Here is a 24,186-nt window from a genome sequence, read left to right as displayed (position 1 = left end):
TCATCACAAGAGTGCTAAATAGTATGATTATATTTTAATCATAATCAGTTCATTTTTTTTGAAGAACTGGGTAATCATGGCATCAAAGGCATGTTCTAGGGATTTGTCCAAGGTAAACTGATTATAGTTCACACCGGTGGTAAGTTTGACATGTTGACCGTCAAATAGAATATTCAAGATGAAGCCTTTGATGGGATGTCCCAAATGACTTTGGCCATGACGTCTTAATATTTCTTCAGTAGCGTCCTGAGAAAGGGTTAAGGTAAGCTTCATACCGGTGGGTCTTAGACTTTGTTTTAAAATGGTGGCCACCACAGGCTTAACATAGGTCCAAGCGACATATTCATCAATCGATTGAATATCAGCATCTTCCTTAGACATATAACCGGAATTAACAGCCCCATCAACGGAAAATCGGCACAAGGTATCTAAGTCAAGAGATAAGACCAGAAAATTATCAAAAACATCTGTTTTAATCAGTTGGTTCATAAAGGTTTTTGTGTCGTCAGCAATTAATCCAATCATGTGATTCCTCTCATAAGCTAGAATGATTCCATTATAAGTCTTTGAGGAGAAAGTTGCAATCCATAGTGTCAATCTTGACCCATTTGTCTTGATTGACAGCCTATAAAGCCTCTGTTAAACTATCCAATAGGAGGTGTCATATGCGAAATTATTCACAAGAATTGATAGAATATATAGAAGAAGCAACCTCACCCATTCAAGCGGTGACAACAAGTGTTAGAGCCTTAAATAATAATGGTTTTGAAGGGTTGCTTATGTCGGATAATTGGAAGTTAGCCGGGGGAGGGAAGTATTACGTTCGACCTTACCCCAGCATGTTGGTGTGCTTCACCATAGGTACAGCTCCTTTTATTCAGGAAGGTTTTAGGATGATTACATCCCACACAGATTTTCCAAGCTTTAAGATTAAGCCAAACCCGGAGATTAATACCCATGGTTATTTGAAACTGAATACAGAAGTCTATGGTGGACCAATTCTAGAAAGCTGGTTTGACCGTCCCATTTCTTTGTCCGGCCAGGTGGTTCTAAAATCTGATAAAGTGTTTAAGCCTAAAGTGGTGGAAATCGATTTTAGGGATCCGATTATGATTATTCCAAGTTTAGCCATTCACTTTAAACGACATGACAAAAAAGAAACAGAAAAAAATCCTCAAGAAGATTTGTTACCTATTATTAGAATGATTGAAGATGAGTTTGTTACAAAAGATTATTTAATCAGCGTACTGGCAAATAAATTGGCCTGTGATGTATCTGACATTCTGGATTTTGATTTATATATGTATGTAACAGAAAAAGGACAGGTCATAGGCCTTGATCAAACCTTGATTTCAGCCCCAAGAATTGACAACTTAGCCATGGTCTTTAGCAGTGTGACGGCGTTAATTGAAAGCAGTCATTATGATGGTATTAATATGGCGGTATGTTTTGATAATGAAGAAATCGGTAGTACATCCAAACAAGGTGCAGACAGTGATTTGCTACATCAGATCATCAAAAGGATAGGGCATGGCCTAAATGGTTTGCCGGAACAGATTTATAGAATGTTGGATCAGTCCTTTATGATATCGGCAGACGGCGCTCATGCGACGCACCCCAATGCGACAGCATCTTGTGATATAACGAACTTCCCTGTTATTAATAAAGGGGTTACAATCAAAATCAGTGCCAAGCAAAATTATGCCACAGACAGTGTTACATCCGGGATTTTTCAACAACTGTGTCAAAAGGCAGATGTACCTTATCAGAAGTTTGCCAATCGATCAGATATACCGGGTGGTAAGACTTTAGGACCGATTGCCACGAAGTATCTACCTATAAAAGCCGTAGACGTAGGGGTGCCGATGTTGGCTATGCATGCCACAAGAGAATTAATGGGGGTTCAGGACCTAGAGGACGTAATAAAGGTATTCAAAGTATTTTATGAAAATAGAGCTTGATATTTGGTTTTCATATGCATTTGTGATATAATATGTAGTAATAGATACTACATGATAACCGCATGACATTGCGCTTGATGGTTTTCATATCTTTATGTAAACAAAGGAGAATGTGTATGAAATATAAAATAGTTGGCGATAGCAGTTGCGACATTACCAAACAGATGGAAGAAGAGATGAACATAGCCATAGCTCCATTAACTTTTACTTTGGATGGGGAAGAGTACGTGGATGATGAGAACTTAAACTTAGAGGATTACCTTAGGAAAATTGACCAAAGCAGCAACGTTCCCAAAAGTGCTTGTCCATCGATTCAGGATTATTTAGACCATTTTGAAGGTGATCATGAATGGGTCTTTGGAATAACCCTGTCTTCTGAATTGAGTGGCAGTTACAACAGCGCCATGAACGCCAAGGCCATGTATCTTGAAAAATATCCGAATAAGAAGGTGCATATATTTAATTCTAGAGGTGCATCGACTATGGAAGTTCTAATTGCCCTTAAAGTATTTGAGTTGGTAGAGGCAGATGATATGTCATTTGAAGAGATTGTGGATTATGTTGAAGCGTATATTGATGAAGCCAAGGTGCTTTTTGTACTGGATAAAATTGACACTTTAGAGAAGAATGGTCGTATGAGTTCTATGAAAGCCAAAATCGTTAGAGCTCTTAACCTTAAGTTGATTCTAAAAGCAACACCGGAAGGCACCATTGACATGGTGGATAAAGCAAGAGGGACCAAGAAAGCTTTAGCGAAGATGGTGAACAGCATGCCAAAAGTAGGCACGATATCAAAAGACAAAATACTAGCCATATCCCATTGCAATGCTTTAGAACGTGCAGAGTATGTCAAGGAACTGGCCAGTGAATTATATGATTTTAAGGATATTATCATCTTGAAGATGCGTGGTCTTAGTTCTACGTATGCGAATGAAGGCGGTATTATCATATCTTTCTAAAAGCGTGGTAGTTAACCATTTTACACTCAAAGAAATCCCAAGGCAAATAGCTTTGGGATTTTTTTGGGTTTAGTCATTCTTAGGAAAGTAATAGATCCAAAGGTTATACCTGTATAGCAAGGTCAGCACCAAGTACACCAACGATTTCAGAGTTATCGTAGATGGGAAGGCTGACGGTCAGGCAGGGACTTTTGGTGATGCCTGAGATGTAGACATCGGAAATATGTACAAGACCTTTCATACTTTCTTTAAACCAAGGGCGGATATTTGCACTCTTGATACCGGCAGGTGGGTTGGAATAGATGAAGCTACCATTGCTTCGATTGCTCCAAAGTGCCTCAATATAAGGTTGCTCATGAATGGCTTTATCTAAAATATTCTGATGGGTTTGTTTTTGGTCCATAGAAAGATTTTTATGACTTTGTAGTATTTTTTTCAGATGGATGATTAAGTCTTCGCTTTGTTTTTCAATCATTGATTTTTTCTGACTTAACATATCCACATCAATTTTGTCGGTTAGGGCATGCAGACTTTTTGAGGTGTCACTTAGATTGACTTCCATTTCTTGAATCTCATCAAGCTTGGCATATTGATTTTCTATATGATTGTGAAGATGACCGATACCGCCTGATACATCTCTTGAGACTTGACTGGCTCTTGCAATGGTAACAGAGAAATTATCAGTAACCACCAAATTCTCCTTAATATTTGTCGACATGTCCTTTACTTTTTGATCTAAGCGGTCAAAGGAAGCATCCATTACCTTAAGTCCGTTTTCTATGCTAATGGTTTTCTCAACGGCCTTTGAGACATTAGTATTGGTTTGATTCGACTGTTGCATGACCGTATCAATCGAACTGTCAATATTGGACATAATATTGGAAATCTCGGATATGGATTCGGAGCTGTTGGTGGCTAAGGTTCGAATTTCTGTTGCAACAACACCAAAGCCTTTGCCGGCTTCTCCGGCTCTCGCAGATTCAATAGAAGCATTAAGAGCCAGTAATTGGGTTTGTTTATAGAAGGTTTTTACGGATTCAAGAATCTCTGTGATTTTTCTTGTGTCATCGTATAAGGTGTGGATAGATGTTGAGGAAGCAGTCGCAGCTGTGGAAATATCATCAATTAAAGCGATGATATCCAAAATGGAGGTCATTTGGTTTTTAAGAACATCTTTGGAGGCCTGGCTGGAATCTTTAAGTTCAGTGGTGATGGCTTCTAGACATTTGGTATTAGCTAATATTTTTTCGGACATGAGTACGGTTTCATTGACCACTTGGTCATGTAATTGGTTGGTCGTTTTTAGACTGTCTGAAGTATTATAGAGTGCTTTTGTAATGTTTTTTTGATCCTCAAGCAACATTTCAATGGAAGCTGTGGAAGTATCAATCTGAGCAGAAACGACTTGCATCTCAAAAACATGGGAACGTACCTGCTTTTGAAGAAGTTCCATGCTCTTGGCCACCTGACCAACTTTTTTATTATAAGTATTGGCCCCGATATCGTGAAGTAAGGCGCCTTCGGAAATGTTTTTTGCTTCAAGGATGAGGTGCTTCATTGTCTTCTTTCTCATAAGAACACTCCTTTTGTTTAGATTTAGGTCGATACCAAGATTGCTTTTGAAAAATAAAAAAGACCTGCACACAAAAAGTGTACAGGCCCCATTGCCAATAATGGTTTATTCTACATGATAATTAAAAGATTGTCAATCTCTATAAATAGGGATTGCAATCTAGGCATGAGGTTGATACAATGAATCAAAAAAGAAAGAGGTCCATCATGCTACTTAGATTGTTACTGTATATAAGCGTTCTTGGCATAGGTATGTTGATTGGTATATATAATATGGCACATCCCAAATTGGATCAAGCCCTTGGGAAACTTCAGATATTAACATTAATCGGCTTATTATTTGTTATGGGTATCCGTCTGGGTGCAGATAAAATGGTGGTAGCATCCCTTTCAACCATAGGGTTTCAGGCTTTTATGTTGGCTTTTGGCTCCATTGCTTTTAGTGTCTTATTTGTATTTTTGGGACGTCAGATACTGAGATTGGATAGAAAGGGGCGGATGAAATGACTTGGATTATCATGTTGTCGGTCATCATCGGCGCATTGGCGGGGTATCTATTTTTCCCCAGTCATTGGTACGACTCTACCGGACTGGTTATAGACATCGGTTTGTGTTTTTTGCTTCTTTTCGTGGGCATGGACATTGGGAAACAGAAAAATACTTTGGCAGAAATCAAAAAAATCGGTTTTAATATATTAGCGGTGCCTTTGATGATTGGTCTTGGAAGCATTTTCGGGGCCTTGGTTTTTGGACATTTTGTCGGCCTAAACTATAATGAATCCGGTGCTATTGGTGCTGGCTTTGGTTGGTATACATTGTCGGCTATTATGCTTGTGGATTATTCTGCAGAGATCTCAGCATTGGCCTTCTTGACCAACGTTATACGTGAAGTTATGGCAATCTTAATGTTACCACTGTTGGCCAAGTATATCGGTCATTATGAAGCAGTGGCACCTTGTGGGGCGACAGCTATGGACACAACCCTGCCGATTATAGCAAGGTATACAACTCCGAAGGTTGCTATTGTGGGCTTTGTATCTGGTGTGGTGCTGTCCTCTTTGGTGCCCTTATTGGTGCCTATTATTATTAACTTATAGAACTCATAAAACAAGATGCGTATAGGATAGCCAGATATCGTAGCGCGTCTTTTTTATTTTGAATTTCATACAGTGAAACAACATTAGAAAAAATTTCACATAGTAAGGTAGGGGATTAACGAAGTTAGGCTTAAAAAAATGAAAAGTTAGAAGCCTCACAAAAAAAGTATTATTTTTCCATTAAATTTTCACAGTTTAACTTAACAAAGTGTCCTATGTATGATACAATGAGCACGCATAAAAATTGGTGTAGAGTTGTTAACATTTATATTCACCAAGGAGGCGTTATGTATAAATTAGATTTACATACACATACAATAGCAAGTGGTCATGCCTACAGTACAATACTTGAGAATGTCCAATATGGCCGAGATAAAGGCATGGAACTCATAGGGATATCGGATCACGCACCGGGTATGCCCGGTAGTACGTATATTTTTTATTTTCAGAATATGAAACAGATACCCAGTGAAATCATGGGTGTTCGTATTCTAAAAGGTGTAGAAGCTAACATTATTAACCTTGGCGGAGCCATAGATATGACAGAGGATAACCTGTCCATGCTAGACTATACCATTGCAAGTCTTCATCCACCTTGTATAGCTTCCGGAAGTCGACAGGAAAATACGAAGATGTTAATCAAAGTCATGGAAAATCCTTATGTGAACATTATTGGTCATCCGGATGATAGCAGATATCCCCTAGACTATAAGGAATTGGTGAAAGCGGCCAAATATCATGAAGTTCTACTTGAGGTGAACAATAGTTCCATCAACCCCAACGGCTTTAGATCCGATACGAGGAAGAACATCACTAAGATGTTGGAACTATGTGCCAAAGCGGATTTGGAGATAATCTGTGGTTCTGACGCTCATATAGCATTTGATGTGGGTCGGTTTGATTATTGTGATGCTTTGATTCGTGAAATAGAATTCCCTGAGAAATTGGTGGTCAATCATTCGGTAGAGGATTTTATGAAGAAAATTAATGCATCTTAAGTAAACAATGACTATTTGACGTCATTTATGTTTAGAAACCAGAATAATGGTTAGATTGTCATAATAGTAAGAAATAATTCTTTACGCTAATAGTTTATCGTGGTAAAATCTAATAGAGGCGATTATATAATAAAGGAGAACTTAAATGAGTAAAAACATAAAATCGGCAGAAGTGGATAAACTTTTCGAAGCCATCTTAAGTTTAAAAGATCCGAAAGAATGTTATGCTTTTTTTGAAGATATATGTACCGTTAATGAGTTACATTCTTTGGCACAGAGACTACAAGTTGCCAAAATGCTTAGGGACCATAATACTTATCTGGAGATTGCAGAAAAGACCGGAGCATCTACCGCTACCATATCAAGGGTAAACCGCTCTCTTAATTATGGCAACGACGGTTATGATATGGTATTTGATAGAGTCAAAAATGGATAAGAAGCTAAGAAAATATAAAATAAAATAATGATAAGAGGTTGTACCTAGTGGTACAACCTCTTATATCTTGTTTTTCCATATTATATTATCCGAGGCTACATAGCCAAATAAAAGATATAGTGTTTCTAGTTTAAGAGATTGGTTTCTTAGGTGATTTTTTTCTGACTTCAGGACGTCCGGTATCCGGTTTTTTAGGTCTTGGTCCAGCATCCTTAGCCTTAGAAGGATGTTTGGTTAAGTAGTTGTCAATTAATTGAGTGGCCATGTGTTTTTGTGCGGTTGCTTGAATGGTCAAGAGATAAGCGGTTGTAAATATGGAGAGCTTTTCCCTCTCAGCATCACTAAACTCCGGAAACAAGTCTTTACCGACCTTGACTGTGTGATTGACTTGGTTGGCAAGACTGTCAAAATGCATGGTTTGAGTCTCCATGATTCTGTCTAGGAAGGCTTCCATTGACAGAGGTGATTTATCATCCATAACAATATCTTTGACTGGGTCTAGTAACTTTTTGATATCCGGTATGGATAGAATGTTCTTAAAATAATAGACAAACAGCAGTAGAATAAGGTGGTCATGACCGTACTTTTTCTTAGCTGTCGGTGGCAGAATATCACATTTGCTGTAGTTGTTGATCATGGTCTTAGTCAGAATCTTTTCTTCTTCAGTACGCTTAAAAAGACCAAGGTGATCATCCATAAAGGTTGTAACCTGGTCCATGTAAAGTTCTATATTAGGAATATCCTTTGAATGGACATAGTTCCTGGATTTTATGAAGACCAAAAGGTCTTCTATAAATTTATCATAAGTTTTTTTACTCATATCAACACCGCCTCAAGAATATTATATAGTAATCGATACTATATGGCAAGCATTATGAAAGTAAGAACTTTTAAAGTTACAGACAAATATATATGATGAAAATCTAAAAAGGCATGGAAAAAAAGTTGGAAATATGCTATGATCCTGTCTTTGACACTTGTCAGAAAGTAAAAGCTCACAAACCCTTATGAATAGAGGAGTGTGAGCTTTTTTAGTTTGAATTTTTTTGCGTACTATTTCTTATTTTTTTGTTTCTTTGTAAATTTTTTTCATTTCTTTATCACTAACGATTTGATAGTCTGTCCTGAATCCAAATGTATCATGTAAAGTATCTGTAAAATCGGTTCTTTTATATGTTGGGATATAACCCTGCCCGGTAACGGAATAAAAATTCATATCTTTTAACTGACTTACTATTTCTGTGGTTGTGAATTGGCTATCTAACTGTTTTTCTAGATATCTGTATAAAACAAGAGCTAGGAAACAGGACGTGAAATGTGCTTTTATTCTTTCATCTTTTTGAAGATATACAGGTCGTGCTTTAAATTCACTTTTCATAATTCTAAAACATTCTTCAATCTCCCACCGCCTATGGTTGATTTTAGCTATCTCAGAAACATCTTCATCTAGGTTGGTACATACTGCATAGAAGCCGTCATACTTGCTTTCTTCAGCAATGATATCCTCATTAAGAGAGTAAAGTGTGTCTTCAGCAACTTCTCCATCACTAGTAACATTTGTAGAAGCGATGAAACGTTTATAATCGTTTTGTCTTTTCTTGCCTATACTTTTTGGGTTGGTATCAATAAGTCTTGCGGCCCGTTCAAGTTGCTTACTTCTAATCTGACGTTGGTAGTTGCGATATTTGAGAGAAAAGGTAATGATCAGCTTTTGCTCAAGATCATTTTCATTAATCCAACGCTCTTTGTAAAAAATTACATCCCTATATTTGTCCAAGAGTTTATCGTTCTCGTCGAACTGTCGCAAATCAAAGATTTCGTTTGATGCCTTATGCATCCATCCTGTTGGTTCTAAAGCCCATTCCTTTAGAAAGTTCTTAAGCTTTTTGATAGATTGAGTTGTAATGAATGAGCGATTATTTATATTATTGAATTTTCGATTATCATTTGAAGATAGGCCTGCATCTGTGCAGACAACAAACTTGGATAGTTTAAAGTCGTTGATAATCTGTTTTTCTAAAGGTTTTAGTGTCACTTGCTCGTTGGTGTTCCCACTGTGAATACTAAAAGCCAGTGGAATGCCATCTCCATCCATGAAAAGACCCATCTCAACTATTGGGGTAGGACGGTGTTCTTTCGAAGGACCGTATTGTTTAAGACCGTCTTCCTGCTCAATCTCAAAGAAATAGTTAGTACAGTCATAGTAAAGAACACGGTCATTGCGCTTGGAAACAGCAAGGCTATTTTTATAGAGTTGAGACTGTATGAAATCAGATTCCTCAGCAATAACTTCTAATGATCTGTAAATGTGTTGAAGCTCGAAGTTTGGTTGTTCAAGCAGCAGTTTAGAGGATTCGAATGTGCTAAGCTTGGAAGAAGGGAAAAGAATCCTTCCGTAAATCAAGCGTGACAGAATCGAGTTGAGATCATAAGTGAACTTATATTTCAAAGAAATTTCGTTACAAATTTTGTGTAAGCCAAGTTGGTGATAAATCTGTTGAAGAAACAGGTAACCACCATTGAAAGATTGTTGTTTGTCTTTGGTTATAAGTTTGGATTGCTTACACTTGATTATAACTTCAAGCTTGTTCTCCTTCTCCTTACGGTTGAGTTCAGCGACATATGTCTTTGCCCATTCAAAAGGATCTTTGCCACCTGATTTTTCTTTAACTGCATCTTCAGTACCGAGTGTTTCAACTATTTGAGTAGTACGTTTACCATTTTTATAAACATCTTTTATTACATAAAAAGATAGGGAGTTTTTTGATGTGGAAGTTTTTAGTCTCATAAGTCACCTCGTTAATAGTATACTACTATTATATCATAGTACGAAATAGTACGAAAGCATTTATTGCTAAATTTGACAAAAAAATAAGCCCTTATCCCTTATGGATTAAGACTTCTAGTGTTTTTAGGTTATGGTGCAAGTGTCAAAGACCCGTTAGGAATATCCTTTGAATGGACATAGTTCCTGGATTTTATGAAGACCAAAAGGTCTTCTATAAATTTATCATAAGTTTTTTTACTCATATCAACACCGCCTCAAGAATATTATATAGTAATCGATACTATATGGCAAGCATTATGAAAGTAAGAACTTTTAAAGTTACAGACAAATATATATGATGAAAATCTAAAAAGGCATGGAAAAAAAGTTGGAAATATGCTATGATAAACGGGTTGAAAATAGGCACATCCGTTCTTATTTTCAATATTTTTTATATAGTAAATTTGAAAAAGTAATGTAAATGGTTAAAACAAATAAAAAAAGATAGGTGACTGTGATGAGTATATATGATACGTTGAACCAAGAACAAAAAGAGGCGGTTTTTCATACGGAAGGGCCCTTACTTCTTCTGGCTGGCGCCGGATCAGGAAAAACAAGGGTACTAACACACCGTGTGGCTTATATAATTGAGCAGAATTTGGCCAAGCCCTGGGAAATCATGGCCATCACCTTTACCAATAAAGCAGCAAAAGAGATGCGAGCGCGGGTGGACCATCTGATTGGACATGGTGGTCAAGATGTATGGGTGAGTACCTTCCATTCATCCTGTGTTCGTTTTTTGAGACAGTATATAGATCAGATTGGATTCGAAAAAAGCTTCAATATATACGATACCGATGATTCCAAAAAGATTATCAGAGAAGCAATGAAAGCACAGAATATAGATCCGAAGCAATATAAGGAAAGCGGTATCTTAGCAAAGATTAGTGAAGCCAAAAACCAATTACTTAGTCCCTTAGAATACCGAAAATCGGTTATGGGGGATATGCGTAAAGAAGTCTACTCCAAGATTTATGATTATTACCAGGACCGTTTGAAAAAAAATAATGCTCTTGACTTTGACGACTTACTCTTCCAGACCGTAGAACTTTTTAGACTGCGACCGGACATATTAGAGAAATTCCAAAACAGATTCAAATACATTATGGTGGATGAATATCAAGATACCAACGGGGTACAGTTCAAGCTTATATCCCAGTTGGCAGGCCATTATAAGAACCTATGCGTGGTGGGTGATGATGACCAGTCCATTTACAAGTTCCGTGGTGCGGATATTACCAACATCTTAGATTTTGAGAAAGTATACAAAGGGGCCAAAGTCATTAAGCTGGAACAGAACTATCGTTCAAGTAAGACCATCTTAGATGCAGCCAATCATGTGATTAAGAATAATGAGAAAAGAAAAGCTAAGCGTTTGTGGACGGATAATGTTACTGGCAGTCTGATTTCTTTCCATCATGTGGATAATGAAAAAGAAGAAGCAAGACTGGTTGTAAATCATATTCAAAACAATATAAAAAACGACAATAAAGGTTATAACGATCATGCAATCTTATACAGAACCAATGCCCAGTCAAGGGTCTTAGAGGAGCGTCTGATTTATGAGAATGTGCCTTATAAGATTTTTGGCGGAACATCATTTTACCAGAGAAAAGAGATTAAAGACGTGCTGGCCTACCTTAGGCTGATCAACAACAGCATCGATAATCTAGCGGTCAAGAGGGTGATTAATGTACCAAGAAGAGGTATTGGTGATACCACGGTGGATAAGCTTGAGAGCTATGCCAACGATATTGGTATCAGTCTTTTTGAAGCCATCAAAGAATCTGACAATATACCGGGACTGGCAAGAGCCAGCCTAAAGATCAAAGGCTTTAAGAATCTCATTTTGTCACTTAAAGCAGAGATGGAAACCATGTCTCTCATGGATTTTATGGAGGAAGTGCTAAAGCGTACCAATTATATTAAAGAATTAGAAGATGAAGGTACAGATGAAGCCAAGTCCAGAATTGAGAATATTGGTGAACTTATATCCAAGTTAGCCGATTATGTGAATAAGAAGCAGGAAGATGAAGAGGAATCGACTTTGTCCGGCTTCCTAGAAGAAGTAGCCTTAGTTGCCGATATAGACAATCTGGTCGAGAGCAATGAAGTGGTGGTATTAATGACTTTACATAGCGCTAAGGGGTTGGAATTTCCGACTGTTTTCCTGACAGGTATGGAAGATGGACTTTTCCCAAGCTATATGAGCATCTCAACCGGTAATGAAGAAGATATTGAGGAAGAACGTCGCCTCTGCTATGTGGGTATAACCAGAGCTGAAGAAGAGTTGGTTATCATAGCCTCCAAATCAAGGATGACCCATGGACGCACACAATATAATGCGCTGTCCAGATTTGTAAAGGAGATTCCAAGTGATTTATTGGATTCAAGCCAAACACTAGAGTTAGCAAGGGATAAAGAGGATCAAGATAGCGACCTTTTTTCTAAGAGCAATATCTCTAACACTTCGGTACTACCTAAGCAAAGAGACCGTAGCTTCTTTACTAATACCCCTTATCAAGCCAAACAACCGGCAAAAGCATTACCGCAAAATGAGAACATTACACTGGACTATGGCGTAGGCGACTTGGTTAAGCATATGAAATTTGGTATTGGTCAAGTCATGGAGATTGGACCGGGTGGTGCAGACCATCAGGTGACGGTGAATTTCCCTAGTGTTGGGACCAAGAAATTACTTGCAAGGCTATCAGGCCTCAAAAAAATGTAGTATATTCGTAAAACTTATGTACAAACGTAAAAAGAATGATATAATTAGAATAGTTGTAACAATGGGTTGAGGTGTAAAAACTATATAGTTGAACTTTTACATATAATATATATGAATCTAGTGAAACTTAGTTTTGACCCTTTAATCAACAGATAAGATTTTATAGAAGGGTGTGAGCATATGTTTGAACAATTAAAAAAAGCGGAGTCTGAAAAAGTACAACAACTGTCGGACTTATTACAAAAACTGGACCCAAGAAGTGGTTTTATGCAAAAAAAGAAAGACTACACTTGGTTGATTGTCGTACTTACCGTCGTAGCTGTAGCAGGCATTGCCTTCGCAGTGTACAAATTCTTCTTTGAATATAGTGATGAATTTGATTATGATGATGATGAAGACTTTGAAGACATCGATTATGATGAGGACTATGACGAAGAGTTTGAAACAGACGAAGAAGAATAAGAATCTGTACATGGGGCTGACAACTGTCAGTCCTATATTTTTGATAATCAGAAAAGGTGGTTAAAGTGTCAGAACTAAGTTTCTCTAAATTACGTACAACATATAGGTTATGTTGATACACTCATAACTATATATTGTATATAAAAGTTCAACTATATAATTTTGACACTTTAACCAATGGTGAATAGATGAATAAAAAAGACGTACTAGAAGCATACATCAGCAGAGTCGAATTCCCCAATAAAGGCATCATAGAGATTGGTGAGTACAAAGTGACGGTAAAAAATGCCCTACCCGGACAAAAGGTACGTGCAGTCGTCAATAAAAAACGTAAAAACAGAATTGAAGCCAGACTTCTAGAAGTACTAGAGAAAGCACCTACAGAGATTCTAGGTGCCTGTGAAGTCTTCGGATTATGTGGCGGTTGCCTATATCAATCTCTACCCTACGAAGAACAGCTGAAGCTAAAAGTGGAACAGGTTCAGAATCTACTTAAGCCTCTAGGAATCTTAGATCGCTACGAAGGTATCCTCTCAAGTCCACAGATCTATGAATACCGAAATAAAATGGAATACTCCTTTGGTAATGCCTACATTGACGGTCCCTTAGCACTTGGCCTGCATAAGCGAGGCAGTATGTACGATATCGTAAACGCCACGGAATGTCAGATTATCCATGATGATTTTAACAAAGTTGTTCAGGCGACGCTGGACCTTTTTACAGAGTTAGATCTGCCTTTTTATCATAAACGTACCCATGAAGGTTATCTTAGGTATCTTGTCGTTAGACGTGGCGTAAGGTCCTCTCAACTACAGATTAACCTCGTCACTTCATCTCAATTAGAACCGGATCTTCAACTCTATGTGGATAAGCTAAGAGCCCTTAATCTAGAACATGAGATCAAAGGTATCATCCATACCATCACCGATCAACTCTCAGATGCGGTTAAGGTGGATGATATGAGAATTCTCTACGGAGAAGAACTTATGGATGAAAGCCTACTTGGACTGAACTTCAAGATATCCCCCTTTTCCTTTTTCCAAACCAATACCCTAGGTGCTGAGAAGCTCTACGAAGTGGTTAGAGATTATGTTGGAGAGACCAAAGACAAAGTCATATTCGACCTCTATTCAGGCACCGGCACCATCACACAGATGCTGGCACCAGTAGCTAAGAAAACAGTAGGCGTTGAGATTGTAAAAGAAGCCGTAGAAGCGGCCAAAGTCAATTCTAAGCTAAATGGTCTAAGCAACTGCGAATTCATCGCTGGAGATGTATTGACGGTCATCGATGAACTAACAGACAAACCGGACACCATCGTCTTAGACCCACCAAGAGACGGCATCCATCCCAAAGCCATGCCCAAGATCATCGACTTCGGCGTAGACAACATCGTCTACGTGTCCTGCAAACCAACTTCCTTAGCCAGAGATCTGGCACTGTTCATGGATGCTGGTTATGAGGTGGTTAAATGGAGTATGGTTGACATGTTCCCACATACGATTCATGTTGAGACGGTCTCGCAGTTAGTTTTGAAGAAATAGTTAGTTTCATATATTACAACAATCAAATAGAATGGTAAGAAAAATTTGTAAAAAAGACAAACTTTAGTGGTTTGTCTTTTTTTGTGCAAAAAAACTTGAAACAGCCACCTAAAAAACTTTATAACGTATTATACCAAAAAAACTGTGTCAAAAATTGACTTCAGGAACCGGATGAGTAGAATGCTAATGAATTCAAATTAGAACCAAGGATTTTATTAACTAAAAGAAGGCATTGAGAATTCAAATCCAATATGACGGGAGGAATTCTTATGCAAGTTATTAGAAAATTTGATGAGGATGGCATTTCTTTTGAAATGCTAATGAAAAGCATGATTACTCAAAAAGTAGATGAAGTCATCAATGATGCAGTATTTGATGAAAAATACGAAGGCAATCTAGGAGGTATTGATTATGAATAAAGAGGTTTTAGGTAATGAGTATGCGGCTATGCTTATTAGAGTGTCAACGAACAATGAGAGTCAAGATTCTTCATATGAAGAGCAGTATGAGATACTTGAAGAGAGAATGAAACAGATGGGTTATAAGCTTTTCAAAGTATATAAAGAGCGTATAACAGCAACAAAGGTGGATGGTCGGCGTGAGTTTGATGAAATGATGGCGGATGCGCAGATGGGAAAATTCAAAGCGATCTTTGCTAAAGACCTTTCAAGAATAGCTAGAAATCAAGAAGTTTCACATTGGTTTAAACGCATCATTTTAGAAAACCAAATTGAGCTTTTTGCGGTCGACGAAAGCGCAGGTATTATTAATGACCCATTGATGTATGGATTTAAAAGCTTGACCAATGAACACTATTCAGCGGATTTATCAAAAAAGATTAAAAATGCTTTTAAGGTAAAGATGAAAAAAGGTGAATACACACGTTCTGAAGCGCCATTTGGTTATTATGTTAAAGAAAAAAAATTATACATTTGCGAAGATGATTCACCAGATATTGTACGGAAAATATTTCATTTGTATTTACGAGAAGGCAAAGGTGTAGATTCAATAGCAAAGCTCTTGGATAGAGAGGATGTTGCACCACCCGGGCTTAGAAAAGGTAAAAAGAATGCTGGAATACACTGGCACGGAACATCAATAAAATATATCTTGACCAATCAAGCCTATACAGGTGATTTAATTCAGAATAAAGAAGAGTCTATTGGCGTCTTCACTAAAAAGCGTAAAACAATTAGCAGTCCGATTATTATTAAAAATGCGCACGAAGCGATTATTAGTCAAGAGCTATTTGATGAAACGCAGCGATATATGGCAGAAAGGGCGTTTGGTCCAAGGCCGACGCCTCAAAAACATCTTTTTACCGATTTAATCGAGTGTGGTTCTTGTGGAAAAAAATACTGGTACCGCAGCGCCGGCAATAGATATATTTGTGCGGCATATGCCCGTCATGGTAGAAGTGTATGTTCTTCAAATGCTATCAGAGAAGATGTGTTAATTGGACTCATCCAAGGAGAACTTAGTGATCTGATTCAGCAGTATAAGATTAACGATTCATTAAACGAAGAAATCGATGAGAAATTAAAACGGAAAGTATATAAAGTGAATAATGAAAAAAAGCTTTTACTTGCCAAAAAAGAAAAATATGAAGACGCTAAGTCCAACTTGATTTTATCAAAAGTCATGAAAGAGATTACTGAAGATGAATTTGACGCTTCAGTTGAGTTACTAAGAACGAAGATTGATAATATTAATAGTCGATTGGACGAACTAAAAAATGCAAATGTCACAATAACTGAAAATGAAATCCAAACAAGATTAAAAGAACAATTCGCTGGTATCACAGATTTTTCAAGTATCAACCGTGAATTACTCAACCGTTTTATTAAATATATAATTGTAAGAGGTAAAAATGAAGTTGAGATACATTATAGGTTTAAAAAGTAATGATCAGCAACTTATAATAGAAAAAAATATCAAAAAAACTGGGTAGCTTCCCTTCGGAAAGCTACCCAGTTTTTTATTTAATCTTTTCTGTATAAATTACAGGGTTATGTTTTTTTACTAAAAGAACGATGGACTCTAGAGAATCTTCTTTAGTTAATCCTTTTTCGATCGCTACTTGAAAAATGTACTTATTAGCTTCTGCACTTAATTGGTACTCATTAGACCCATCGGTCAGATCATATTGCGTTTGACCAACTTCTGCTGGATGTTCATTAAGACATTTTTTACAACGCCCATGATAACCAGAACTGGTGCTAATATAATGAATTTCATCTTCATCATGGATGTCAAAAAATTGATCGCCTTCAAGCTTTTGGGTCACAAAATAGCTATGACACTGGATACATTTTTTTTCAAGTATATTGGACTCAAGGTCAAATCGATAATTTTTGGCACCTTTGTTTAAAAATTCTGGTGCAGAACGCTTAACGCCATTTTGATCCATGAATTCAAGGTTACCATTTTTAAAACTAATATATTTTGGCATACAACCAACTCCTTTCGTATGAACGTTATATAGAAAGATGATTATGCGTGTCAAGTGTTTTTTTTATTCTGTGGTTCACCAAATAATTGGTGAACCACAGAATATTACAAATGAAGATATACGTTCGTGATATCAAGTCGATTATGCCCAAGTCTTTTTGAGACCACAGTCCTTGCTTCAAAGTCTGTCAAGCCCTTTGATCGTAGTGTATGATACAACTCATTGGCATATTTGTGCCTCAAACTGTGAAAAGATGTTGTCACGCCAGATTTTCTAGAAATATTAATGAAACGTTGAAATGTTTTCATTTCCAAATGGGTCTTTTTATCATTTTCAACAAAAATCCGATCAGAATTTGTGAATTTAGAATTTTTCAGTTCGATTAAGAGCTGCTTTCCATCTGGGTCAAGAGGTAAATACCGTTTCAAGCCACCTTTCCCAATGATTTCAATAGAACCCTCTTTTAGAGCTTTTTTAATTTGAGATCTTCTCAATTTAAAAGCTTCATGTAGCCTTAAACCGAAGGTGTCAGCAACTTGAAATAACTTGACATAGTCTAATCTATTTATGCTTTTGGCTGCATGATAAAGAGTTTGAAGATCTTTATCTTTCATGCTCCGTTCGGAGCCAATCCGGTCGGATTGTGTTCTTGGAATGACACCCAGTTCTTTATTTGTTTTTATGATAAATTTGCCCTTAGTTTTTCGATCATAAAAAAATCTTATGGCGGATAGATTGGTGGTCACATAGCTTGAAGAATACTGTCCTTCAACCTTTTGAAGATGATTAATATAAGCTGAAATATGTTTGTTATTAACAGCGCTTAAGTTCTCTTTTCGATAGTTTTGAGCCAGAAATTTTGAGAAATCATGCATTGCATCACGGTACCGATCCCTTGTTTTAAATGATTTTTCATTTGTTTTCTTGAAAAAACTATCTACTTGGTTTTTTAGATTCATGTATATTTTTTCCTCTTTTTCAGATAATTCGTTTAGTTTCATAATATCAACCTCCTGTGTATGATAAATAGAGCCATATGAAAGTATGGCTTGTTTCAGTATTTTCTTATTTTATTTCAAAAGGTTTTGGTGCTTCAATCCTTCTATTTATAAGCCTCCGTATTTTAACTGCGTCCCTGCCACCGCCCGTCTCAGTTTTTGAGTGAAATTTAATTTGGTTAAGAGTTGAATTAATGACAGCTTAGCAGCTGTCCTTAGTTCAACTCTTAACCACTTAAAGGTCAACGATTAACTGAGACGGGCTAAATGCTTATGTTGAGTAATTCACTCCTTTGACTGCTTATACAGTTGCTACTATGAATAGCAAGGAGGTTGCTCGAAATGCTCTGGTTTGGAGTATAGGGTATGATAATTCTATGTTCGAGTGTGCGCCAAAGTAACAATAAGCGCTATATATGAAATACCTTCGTGAATCAATAAAATACCGTTTAAGATACAAAGTTCCAATATTTCTATCAATCAATCCAAGTATGAAAAAACATTATCCTAAATGATTATTTAGCATTTCAAGTTAAATTTATAAATAAATATTTTTTATGCTGAAAGCATTAGATAATCGATTATTTTAATCTGGAATAGACATGATCTGAACTCTGAAAAATAAAGAAGCAGCTTAAATAACAATACTTATAGATTACCAAGTTTTATAAAATAGGATATGAAGCAACACAAAAAAGCGAAGCTCCAAAGAGTTTCGCTTTTTTGTAACTTGATCTATCATGATTTAATTTTATTCTAAGTTTATAGGTAGATGATGAGATCTAATTAATTATTTTTATGTAAGTAAAAGTTTAATTATATAGTGTTGACACCTTAACATTTATATAAGTATAAAAAATGAATTTTAGAATCGTTCATCATTTTCTATGATAAAGGAAGATTCGTATTTGTATCCTAGCGCTTCTGCTATGGCCTGAAGGTCTTTTTCTGGAAAGTTGTCTCTTTTTAGTTTGTGAGATAAATTTTGGCTTGATGTTTCAAGTCGTTCTGCCAACTCACTAATTGAAAGGTTTTGCCGTTTGCATAAGATTCTTATTTTTTCTGATGTGGAAATTGTCAACGTTAACACCTCCTATGATAGAATTATACACTTTAAATAATCAAAAATAAAGAATTAATTGATTTATATACTTAAAGATAACAAATAATACTTGACAATGTTACTTTAAAATTGTAATATAGATTTATAAATAACATTTGAAAACAAATTTGTTAGTGCTTAAAAACTTAAAGGAGAATGCAAATGGCTAAAAAATTGATAAAAATGCGTACAGGTGAAATTTTAGAAGATACTAAAGAAAACATTGTTGCAAAAATATCAGAACAGGTATTAAAAGAAATCTATGATTCGGGTACAAATGAAAAGCTTAAGGCAAAAGAAGTTCTGAAAAAATTTAACAAATACATTGTTATGACGGATGTAGAAATTCAAGCTTTTTTTGGTAGTACTTTTGCTACAAATATCAGCAAGTCTGTTGAAACTGTTGGCTGTGGCGTTAGCTCTAATGGAAATGGGTACTATTACAGCGAGCCGTTAAGTCAAAAAAATAATGAAGATCGTCAGTGTGATGACAAATCTTATAAAACAAGAAAAATTGAAGAATTATTATATGAACCGATAGCTGAATACTTCATAGATGTGGATGACAAGAGAAGCCTGATTGTAGCCAATAAAAGACCGGACGGCCTTAGTCGTAAGTCGATTCCAGACATTTTGGTGAGTGACATTGATTATGGTGTCATTGCTACTTCAGATATAACCATTACATCAGTTGAAGTTAAAGCAACCAGAGACTTAGTGAATATTGACGCCCTCCATCAAACCTTAAACTATGTAACAAGATGTCACAACTCAATAATAATCTTTGCAGTGCCAGAATCTGAAGCTATGAAAGAAGTCAAGGAACATGTTGACTTTCACCATTCTTTTGGGATTGGAATTGGCTATGTAATCATGCAGGATGATTATTATAAAGCATTTGTCGATGGCAGATTAGACCGTGTTGATCTTGGTGAAGTAAGCATTAAAATCATGTATAGACCTAACTGGAATCTAAGAGAACCTAGAATTATAAGAGATTATTTAAATAAATTTGGAGTTCAAAACAATACAGAAATGCTAAATTGGAACGGTAACTGGTCATCATAAAATAAAAATAAAAAAAAGTCTAAAAAATAGGGATGAAAACTTGATATGTATTTTAAGTTTATATATAATGCTTCGACATCAAAAGGAATTAATTAAAAAAGAAAGAGGTAAAAAATATGAATAGAAAAGAATTAAAAGCTAAGGAAAAATGCTATGCAAATTTTGATAGTGCAATTGAAGAATGGATGATGGATAAGCCAAATCAAGATCAAATCCTACCACACTTGAGAACGGAAAATGAACTAGACCAGTACAATAATTTACCGTTCGTTAAAAATGAAGATGGAAATCATGTGTTTTTTATAGACCGGTCAAGGGGGACTAATGGTAGATTGGTCAAGGCTAATGAGTTTTCAGAAATCAAAGACATTAATGAAAAAGCTTATGAGAATTTAGAAAACCATTATTCGGGTATCGCTATTGATTTTCGCAAGGCAGGAAATAGCAATATATTCAAATTAGATAGTACGTTATTTCTTGGAATAGCCAGAACAACAATCTTAATTAAGGATGTTCAAAAAGCAATAAGTGAAAAATTTGGTGACAATTTATACTACTTGATTAGTGATTGTGAGAATTTGTTTGTTGTGGATAGGAAAAATAATTTAGAAAGTGAAATTGAACAGTTGGATTCTTTTGATGAGGCTTGGCTTGAATGTGAGTTTATTGTTTTGAAAAAAGATGAAAAAGGAAAATTCACCGAAGAAAAAGTAATAAAAAGGTAATTTTATCAATGCTTTAAGAAACATAAAGAAAGTCGCTTGTAAAAGTGGCTTTCTTTATGTTTCTTATTATCGGTATATTTCAAAAATTTAGTTTTAGATTTCTCAATTCCAGGTGGTAGTCTCTTCAATATAAAGTCTGTAATATTAAGTTGAGTAAGATAAGGAAAATATATAGTACATGTTAAAGACAGTTAAAGACATTTAACTATGATATTTGTTTTTTTTATTACAAAATAATTATAGTATGTTAATATTATATTTATTAGTGTGAAATAATATTAAGTTTGAAAAAGAGAGATAAAATACTGTAAAGTATATTATGAAACCTTGAGGAGGGTTATGAATGAGTATTAAAGTTGGTTTGGATATTGGAATTGCATCGGTAGGTTGGGCAGTTATTGATAGTGACAAACAGGTGATTGATGCAGGTGTTAGGCTTTTTGACTCTGCAGATGCGACTAAAAATGAAGTGAGAAGAAATAATCGAGGTATACGAAGATTATTAAGAAGAAAAGTACATAGAATAAACAGATTCAAAAGATTATGGGAAGACAGTGGCTTAGAGATTCCATTTTATACGGATGTTTCAACTGTTGAATTAAGGAATAGAGCTATCAATGAAAAGGTCAGCGTTGATAAATTGTATCTTATTCTTCTAAATATGCTGAAGCATAGAGGTATATCATATCTTGATGATGCTATTGATGAAAGCGTCACTGGGGACTATAAGGAATCGCTTACTAGGAATGCAAAACTTATTGAGACTAAGTTGCCATGTCAGATTCAAGAGGATAGATTGATATCTCATGGTGTCTATAGAGGAAATAGTATCGTTGAAGGCAAAGGTGATAAAAAAGCAGTCATAACTAGTAATGTATTTACCATACAAGCTTATATTAAGGAACTCAATCGAATATTTGACATTCAAAGTAGTTTTCATCTATTTTTAGACGAGGAATTTAGAACTGCTTATTTAGAGATTTTTAAATCAAAACGTGCATATTATGATGGTCCAGGTAATGAGTTATCTCGAACGAATTATGGTCGATATACAACCAATATAGATTTAAAAACAGGTAGATACATAACGAGTCCTAATCTCTTTGAAAAATTGATTGGTAAATGTAGTGTGTATCCAGATAAATTACGTGCGAGTACAGCTAGTTACACTGCACAAGAGTTTAATCTTTTAAACGATTTGAATAATCTTAGAATAAATGGAGATAAACTAACTGAATTTGAGAAGAAACATATAATATCTAGTATTTTGAATGAGAAGGTAATGTCAATAAATGATAAAAGATTCAGAAAATATATATCATTAGCAATCGGAACAGAGGTTGAGATGATGACAGGTGCAAGAGTTGATAAAGATGAGAAAGAAATATTCCATACATTCGAAGCATATCGAAAATTATGCAAGTCACTTGAGTTAAATAATGAGTCTTTTGATCGTGATACTTTGGATGACATTGCATACGTTTTGACTATAAATACTGATAAAGAATCAATCTTTTCAGGATTCAAAAGTACTGGACTAACTATAGATGAGGGACTCATAGAACAACTTATTGAATTCAGAAGAAAGAATGGATCTTTGTTCAACAAGTGGCATTCATTTTCATTAGATATAATGAAAGAATTGATTCCTGTTATGTACAAGGAATCAAAGAATCAGATGGAAATACTTACTGATCGTGGGGTTTTTAAAACAAGCAATGAGATTTATAAAGAGTATAAGAGCATTCCTTCCGAATTAGTATTAAAGGATATATTCAATCCAGTTGTAAAACGGTCAGTTAATCAGAGCCTACTTGTTTTAAATAAAATAATAGATACATATGGATATCCAGAGGATATTATTGTAGAAATGGCAAGAGAGGACAATGAGAAAGATCAAAAGAAACGTATTACAGATGCACAAAGTAAGAATGAAAAAGATTTAAATAGAATTATAAATAGAATTGAAACGGAATATGGAATAATCATAGAAGATAAACATTATCATAAACATAAAGCGTTAAAAACAAAATTAAGACTTTGGGACGAACAACAAGGTATATGTCTATATTGTGGCCAGCCTATAAGAATAAATGACCTTTTAAACGACACTTCTTTATTTGAAATAGACCATATAATCCCCATATCTATATCTTTTGACGATAGCAAAAACAATAAGGTATTGGTTTATAGTATTCAGAATCAACTAAAAGGTAATCGCACACCATATATGTACTTGAATGGTAGATTGAATCATTGGAATTTTGAAAGTTATAGTCATACTGTAAATCAATTATACAAGGATGGTAACATAACAAGAAATAAAAATATGAACCTTCTCTTCAAAGAAAATATAACAAAGGAGGAGGTTGTTAAAGGCTTCATTAGTCGAAACCTCAATGATACAAGATATGCATCAAGAGTAGTCCTAAATACGATTCAGAGCTATATGAAAGCTCATGAAACAGGAACAAAAGTGAAAGTTATCAGAGGAAGTTTCACGGCACAGTTGAGAAACAGACTTCATCTTGAGAAGAATCGTGACTTGTCATTTAGCCATCATGCTATCGATGCCATGGTTATGTGCTACTCAAAGATGGGACTTGATGCCTATAAAATAGCACAAAAAGAAATTATTGATTATGAAACGGGTGAAATACTTGATGTTGAAACTTACACAAAGATGTCTGATGATGACCTATATGAAAGAAAGATGTTTTATGAAGGCATACAAGATATTAAGCAGACAATACTAGAAGCAGAAAAAGTTGTGAAGTATTCCCATAAGGTTGACAAGAAAGTCAATCGACAGTTAAGTAATGAGACAATTTATGGCGTAAGACAAAAAGCTGATGGCACCAATCAAAAAATTAGTAAAATAAAGGATATCTATAATTTAAATAGCTTTGAAATATTTGCCAAGAAAATGAAAAAAGATAAAAAGGGCAATAATAAGCTAGAGGAATTCTTAATGTACCATCATGATCCAAAGACATTTGAAATACTGTTGAAAGTTGTAGAAATATATAAAGATAAACCTAATCCATTTCTTGCATACAAGGATGATCATGGTGAACCCATTAGAAAGTATTCAAAGAAAGGAAATGGTCCTTTTGTTACTTCGTTGAAATACTATGATGGTGAAGTTGGTTCTTGTATCGACATTTCACATAAGTACGGTCATCCTAAAGGTTCACAGAAAATCATATTGGATAGTCTGAATCCATATAGGACTGATGTTTATTATAATGAAA

Annotated in this window: 21 protein-coding genes; 14 read left to right on the top strand and 7 right to left on the bottom strand. The window is 35.5% G+C overall.

The genetic code is table 11. From position 1 onward, the window contains the following. Positions 1-27: 27 nt before the first annotated feature. The gene (locus tag P0N36_RS07075) at positions 28-525 is read right to left on the bottom strand and encodes a DUF5721 family protein (protein ID WP_275842147.1); all 498 of its coding nucleotides are present in this window, start codon (positions 523-525) and stop codon (positions 28-30) included. Positions 526-665: 140 nt separating this feature from the next. On the opposite strand from P0N36_RS07075, the gene P0N36_RS07070 reads away from it, so the two are divergent. Both P0N36_RS07070 and P0N36_RS07065 read left to right on the top strand, forming a co-directional pair. Further along, positions 666-1,961 carry a M18 family aminopeptidase gene (locus tag P0N36_RS07070; protein ID WP_275842146.1) on the top strand — a complete coding sequence of 432 codons (1,296 nt, stop codon included), beginning with the start codon at positions 666-668 and terminating at the stop codon, positions 1,959-1,961. A 116-nt stretch (positions 1,962-2,077) separates the two neighbouring features. Continuing rightward, positions 2,078-2,920: a DegV family protein gene (locus P0N36_RS07065; protein WP_275842145.1), complete on the top strand. Its 843-nt coding sequence runs from the start codon at positions 2,078-2,080 to the stop codon at positions 2,918-2,920. 103 nt (positions 2,921-3,023) lie between these two features. Here P0N36_RS07065 and P0N36_RS07060 read toward each other — a convergent pair whose 3' ends face one another. After that, on the bottom strand, positions 3,024-4,493 hold the full coding sequence (locus tag P0N36_RS07060) for a methyl-accepting chemotaxis protein (RefSeq protein ID WP_275842144.1): 1,470 nt from the start codon (positions 4,491-4,493) through the stop codon (positions 3,024-3,026). A 179-nt stretch (positions 4,494-4,672) separates the two neighbouring features. Between P0N36_RS07060 and P0N36_RS07055 the strand changes: the two genes are divergently transcribed. From P0N36_RS07055 to P0N36_RS07040, 4 genes are all read left to right on the top strand, one after another. Then, positions 4,673-4,999: a LysO family transporter gene (locus P0N36_RS07055; protein ID WP_275842143.1), complete on the top strand. Its 327-nt coding sequence runs from the start codon at positions 4,673-4,675 to the stop codon at positions 4,997-4,999. Further along, positions 4,996-5,589: a lysine exporter LysO family protein gene (locus P0N36_RS07050; RefSeq protein WP_275842142.1), complete on the top strand. Its 594-nt coding sequence runs from the start codon at positions 4,996-4,998 to the stop codon at positions 5,587-5,589. The genes P0N36_RS07055 and P0N36_RS07050 overlap by 4 nt, the downstream gene beginning before the upstream one ends. Before the next feature lie 287 nt (positions 5,590-5,876). Further along, positions 5,877-6,587, top strand: coding sequence for a phosphatase (locus P0N36_RS07045; RefSeq protein ID WP_275842141.1), 711 nt, complete (start codon positions 5,877-5,879; stop codon positions 6,585-6,587). Between the two features lie 145 nt (positions 6,588-6,732). Next, positions 6,733-7,023 carry a YerC/YecD family TrpR-related protein gene (locus P0N36_RS07040; RefSeq protein ID WP_275842140.1) on the top strand — a complete coding sequence of 97 codons (291 nt, stop codon included), beginning with the start codon at positions 6,733-6,735 and terminating at the stop codon, positions 7,021-7,023. 130 nt (positions 7,024-7,153) lie between these two features. On the opposite strand, the gene P0N36_RS07035 is transcribed toward P0N36_RS07040, so the two are convergent. Beyond that, the gene (locus P0N36_RS07035; RefSeq protein ID WP_275842139.1) at positions 7,154-7,843 is read right to left on the bottom strand and encodes a DUF1836 domain-containing protein; all 690 of its coding nucleotides are present in this window, start codon (positions 7,841-7,843) and stop codon (positions 7,154-7,156) included. A gap of 240 nt (positions 7,844-8,083) precedes the next feature. Further along, positions 8,084-9,811, bottom strand: coding sequence for an IS1634 family transposase (locus P0N36_RS07030; protein WP_275842138.1), 1,728 nt, complete (start codon positions 9,809-9,811; stop codon positions 8,084-8,086). Positions 9,812-10,307: 496 nt separating this feature from the next. Here P0N36_RS07030 and pcrA point away from each other — a divergent pair, with 496 nt between their 5' ends. From pcrA to P0N36_RS07005, 5 genes are all read left to right on the top strand, one after another. After that, complete coding sequence (gene pcrA / locus P0N36_RS07025; RefSeq protein WP_275842137.1) at positions 10,308-12,581, top strand: DNA helicase PcrA; 2,274 nt, start codon at positions 10,308-10,310, stop codon at positions 12,579-12,581. A gap of 180 nt (positions 12,582-12,761) precedes the next feature. Continuing rightward, complete coding sequence (locus P0N36_RS07020) at positions 12,762-13,043, top strand: hypothetical protein (RefSeq protein ID WP_275842136.1); 282 nt, start codon at positions 12,762-12,764, stop codon at positions 13,041-13,043. Positions 13,044-13,231: 188 nt separating this feature from the next. Next, on the top strand, positions 13,232-14,587 hold the full coding sequence (rlmD, locus tag P0N36_RS07015) for a 23S rRNA (uracil(1939)-C(5))-methyltransferase RlmD (protein ID WP_275842135.1): 1,356 nt from the start codon (positions 13,232-13,234) through the stop codon (positions 14,585-14,587). A gap of 269 nt (positions 14,588-14,856) precedes the next feature. Next, positions 14,857-15,006, top strand: coding sequence for a hypothetical protein (locus tag P0N36_RS07010; RefSeq protein ID WP_275842134.1), 150 nt, complete (start codon positions 14,857-14,859; stop codon positions 15,004-15,006). Next, the gene (locus tag P0N36_RS07005; RefSeq protein WP_275842133.1) at positions 14,999-16,492 is read left to right on the top strand and encodes a recombinase family protein; all 1,494 of its coding nucleotides are present in this window, start codon (positions 14,999-15,001) and stop codon (positions 16,490-16,492) included. The genes P0N36_RS07010 and P0N36_RS07005 overlap by 8 nt, the downstream gene beginning before the upstream one ends. 73 nt (positions 16,493-16,565) lie before the next feature. Here the strand turns inward: P0N36_RS07005 and P0N36_RS07000 are convergent, their stop codons facing one another. The 3 genes from P0N36_RS07000 to P0N36_RS06990 all read right to left on the bottom strand — a co-directional run bounded on the left by P0N36_RS07000 (position 16,566) and on the right by P0N36_RS06990 (position 19,118). After that, positions 16,566-17,039 carry a hypothetical protein gene (locus P0N36_RS07000; RefSeq protein ID WP_275842132.1) on the bottom strand — a complete coding sequence of 158 codons (474 nt, stop codon included), beginning with the start codon at positions 17,037-17,039 and terminating at the stop codon, positions 16,566-16,568. Between the two features lie 104 nt (positions 17,040-17,143). Further along, positions 17,144-18,040 (bottom strand): tyrosine-type recombinase/integrase, encoded by an 897-nt coding sequence (locus P0N36_RS06995; protein ID WP_275842131.1) that lies wholly within the window; start codon positions 18,038-18,040, stop codon positions 17,144-17,146. Positions 18,041-18,902: 862 nt separating this feature from the next. Continuing rightward, complete coding sequence (locus P0N36_RS06990) at positions 18,903-19,118, bottom strand: helix-turn-helix domain-containing protein (protein WP_275842130.1); 216 nt, start codon at positions 19,116-19,118, stop codon at positions 18,903-18,905. 183 nt (positions 19,119-19,301) lie between these two features. On the opposite strand from P0N36_RS06990, the gene P0N36_RS06985 reads away from it, so the two are divergent. The 3 genes from P0N36_RS06985 to cas9 all read left to right on the top strand — a co-directional run. Then, positions 19,302-20,207 (top strand): hypothetical protein, encoded by a 906-nt coding sequence (locus P0N36_RS06985; protein ID WP_275842129.1) that lies wholly within the window; start codon positions 19,302-19,304, stop codon positions 20,205-20,207. 116 nt (positions 20,208-20,323) lie between these two features. Further along, entirely contained in the window at positions 20,324-20,932 is a 609-nt protein-coding gene (locus P0N36_RS06980; protein ID WP_275842128.1) for a hypothetical protein, read from the top strand. 343 nt (positions 20,933-21,275) lie between these two features. Further along, the coding region (gene cas9, locus P0N36_RS06975) for a type II CRISPR RNA-guided endonuclease Cas9 (RefSeq protein WP_275842127.1) at positions 21,276-24,186 on the top strand (2,911 nt) is incomplete at its 3' end.

The sequence above is a fragment of the Petrocella sp. FN5 genome (genome assembly GCF_029210395.1).
Classification (GTDB): Bacteria; Bacillota; Clostridia; order Lachnospirales; family Vallitaleaceae; genus Petrocella.
Note: the sequence above shows the minus strand (reverse complement) of the source record. Positions and strands in the feature narration are given on the sequence as shown.

Coding starts and splice junctions, on each gene's coding strand:
- P0N36_RS07010 (WP_275842134.1), top strand. CDS start 14,857: ATGCAAGTTATTAGAAAATTTGATGAGGATGGCATTTCTTTTGAAATG.
- P0N36_RS07065 (WP_275842145.1), top strand. CDS start 2,078: ATGAAATATAAAATAGTTGGCGATAGCAGTTGCGACATTACCAAACAG.
- P0N36_RS07045 (WP_275842141.1), top strand. CDS start 5,877: ATGTATAAATTAGATTTACATACACATACAATAGCAAGTGGTCATGCC.
- P0N36_RS06985 (WP_275842129.1), top strand. CDS start 19,302: ATGGCTAAAAAATTGATAAAAATGCGTACAGGTGAAATTTTAGAAGAT.
- P0N36_RS07005 (WP_275842133.1), top strand. CDS start 14,999: ATGAATAAAGAGGTTTTAGGTAATGAGTATGCGGCTATGCTTATTAGA.
- pcrA (WP_275842137.1), top strand. CDS start 10,308: ATGAGTATATATGATACGTTGAACCAAGAACAAAAAGAGGCGGTTTTT.
- P0N36_RS07055 (WP_275842143.1), top strand. CDS start 4,673: ATGAATCAAAAAAGAAAGAGGTCCATCATGCTACTTAGATTGTTACTG.
- P0N36_RS07035 (WP_275842139.1), bottom strand. CDS start 7,843: ATGAGTAAAAAAACTTATGATAAATTTATAGAAGACCTTTTGGTCTTC.
- P0N36_RS07050 (WP_275842142.1), top strand. CDS start 4,996: ATGACTTGGATTATCATGTTGTCGGTCATCATCGGCGCATTGGCGGGG.
- P0N36_RS07075 (WP_275842147.1), bottom strand. CDS start 525: ATGATTGGATTAATTGCTGACGACACAAAAACCTTTATGAACCAACTG.
- P0N36_RS07070 (WP_275842146.1), top strand. CDS start 666: ATGCGAAATTATTCACAAGAATTGATAGAATATATAGAAGAAGCAACC.
- P0N36_RS07020 (WP_275842136.1), top strand. CDS start 12,762: ATGTTTGAACAATTAAAAAAAGCGGAGTCTGAAAAAGTACAACAACTG.
- P0N36_RS07040 (WP_275842140.1), top strand. CDS start 6,733: ATGAGTAAAAACATAAAATCGGCAGAAGTGGATAAACTTTTCGAAGCC.
- P0N36_RS07030 (WP_275842138.1), bottom strand. CDS start 9,811: ATGAGACTAAAAACTTCCACATCAAAAAACTCCCTATCTTTTTATGTA.
- P0N36_RS06980 (WP_275842128.1), top strand. CDS start 20,324: ATGAATAGAAAAGAATTAAAAGCTAAGGAAAAATGCTATGCAAATTTT.
- P0N36_RS07000 (WP_275842132.1), bottom strand. CDS start 17,039: ATGCCAAAATATATTAGTTTTAAAAATGGTAACCTTGAATTCATGGAT.
- P0N36_RS06995 (WP_275842131.1), bottom strand. CDS start 18,040: ATGAAACTAAACGAATTATCTGAAAAAGAGGAAAAAATATACATGAAT.
- rlmD (WP_275842135.1), top strand. CDS start 13,232: ATGAATAAAAAAGACGTACTAGAAGCATACATCAGCAGAGTCGAATTC.
- P0N36_RS07060 (WP_275842144.1), bottom strand. CDS start 4,493: ATGAGAAAGAAGACAATGAAGCACCTCATCCTTGAAGCAAAAAACATT.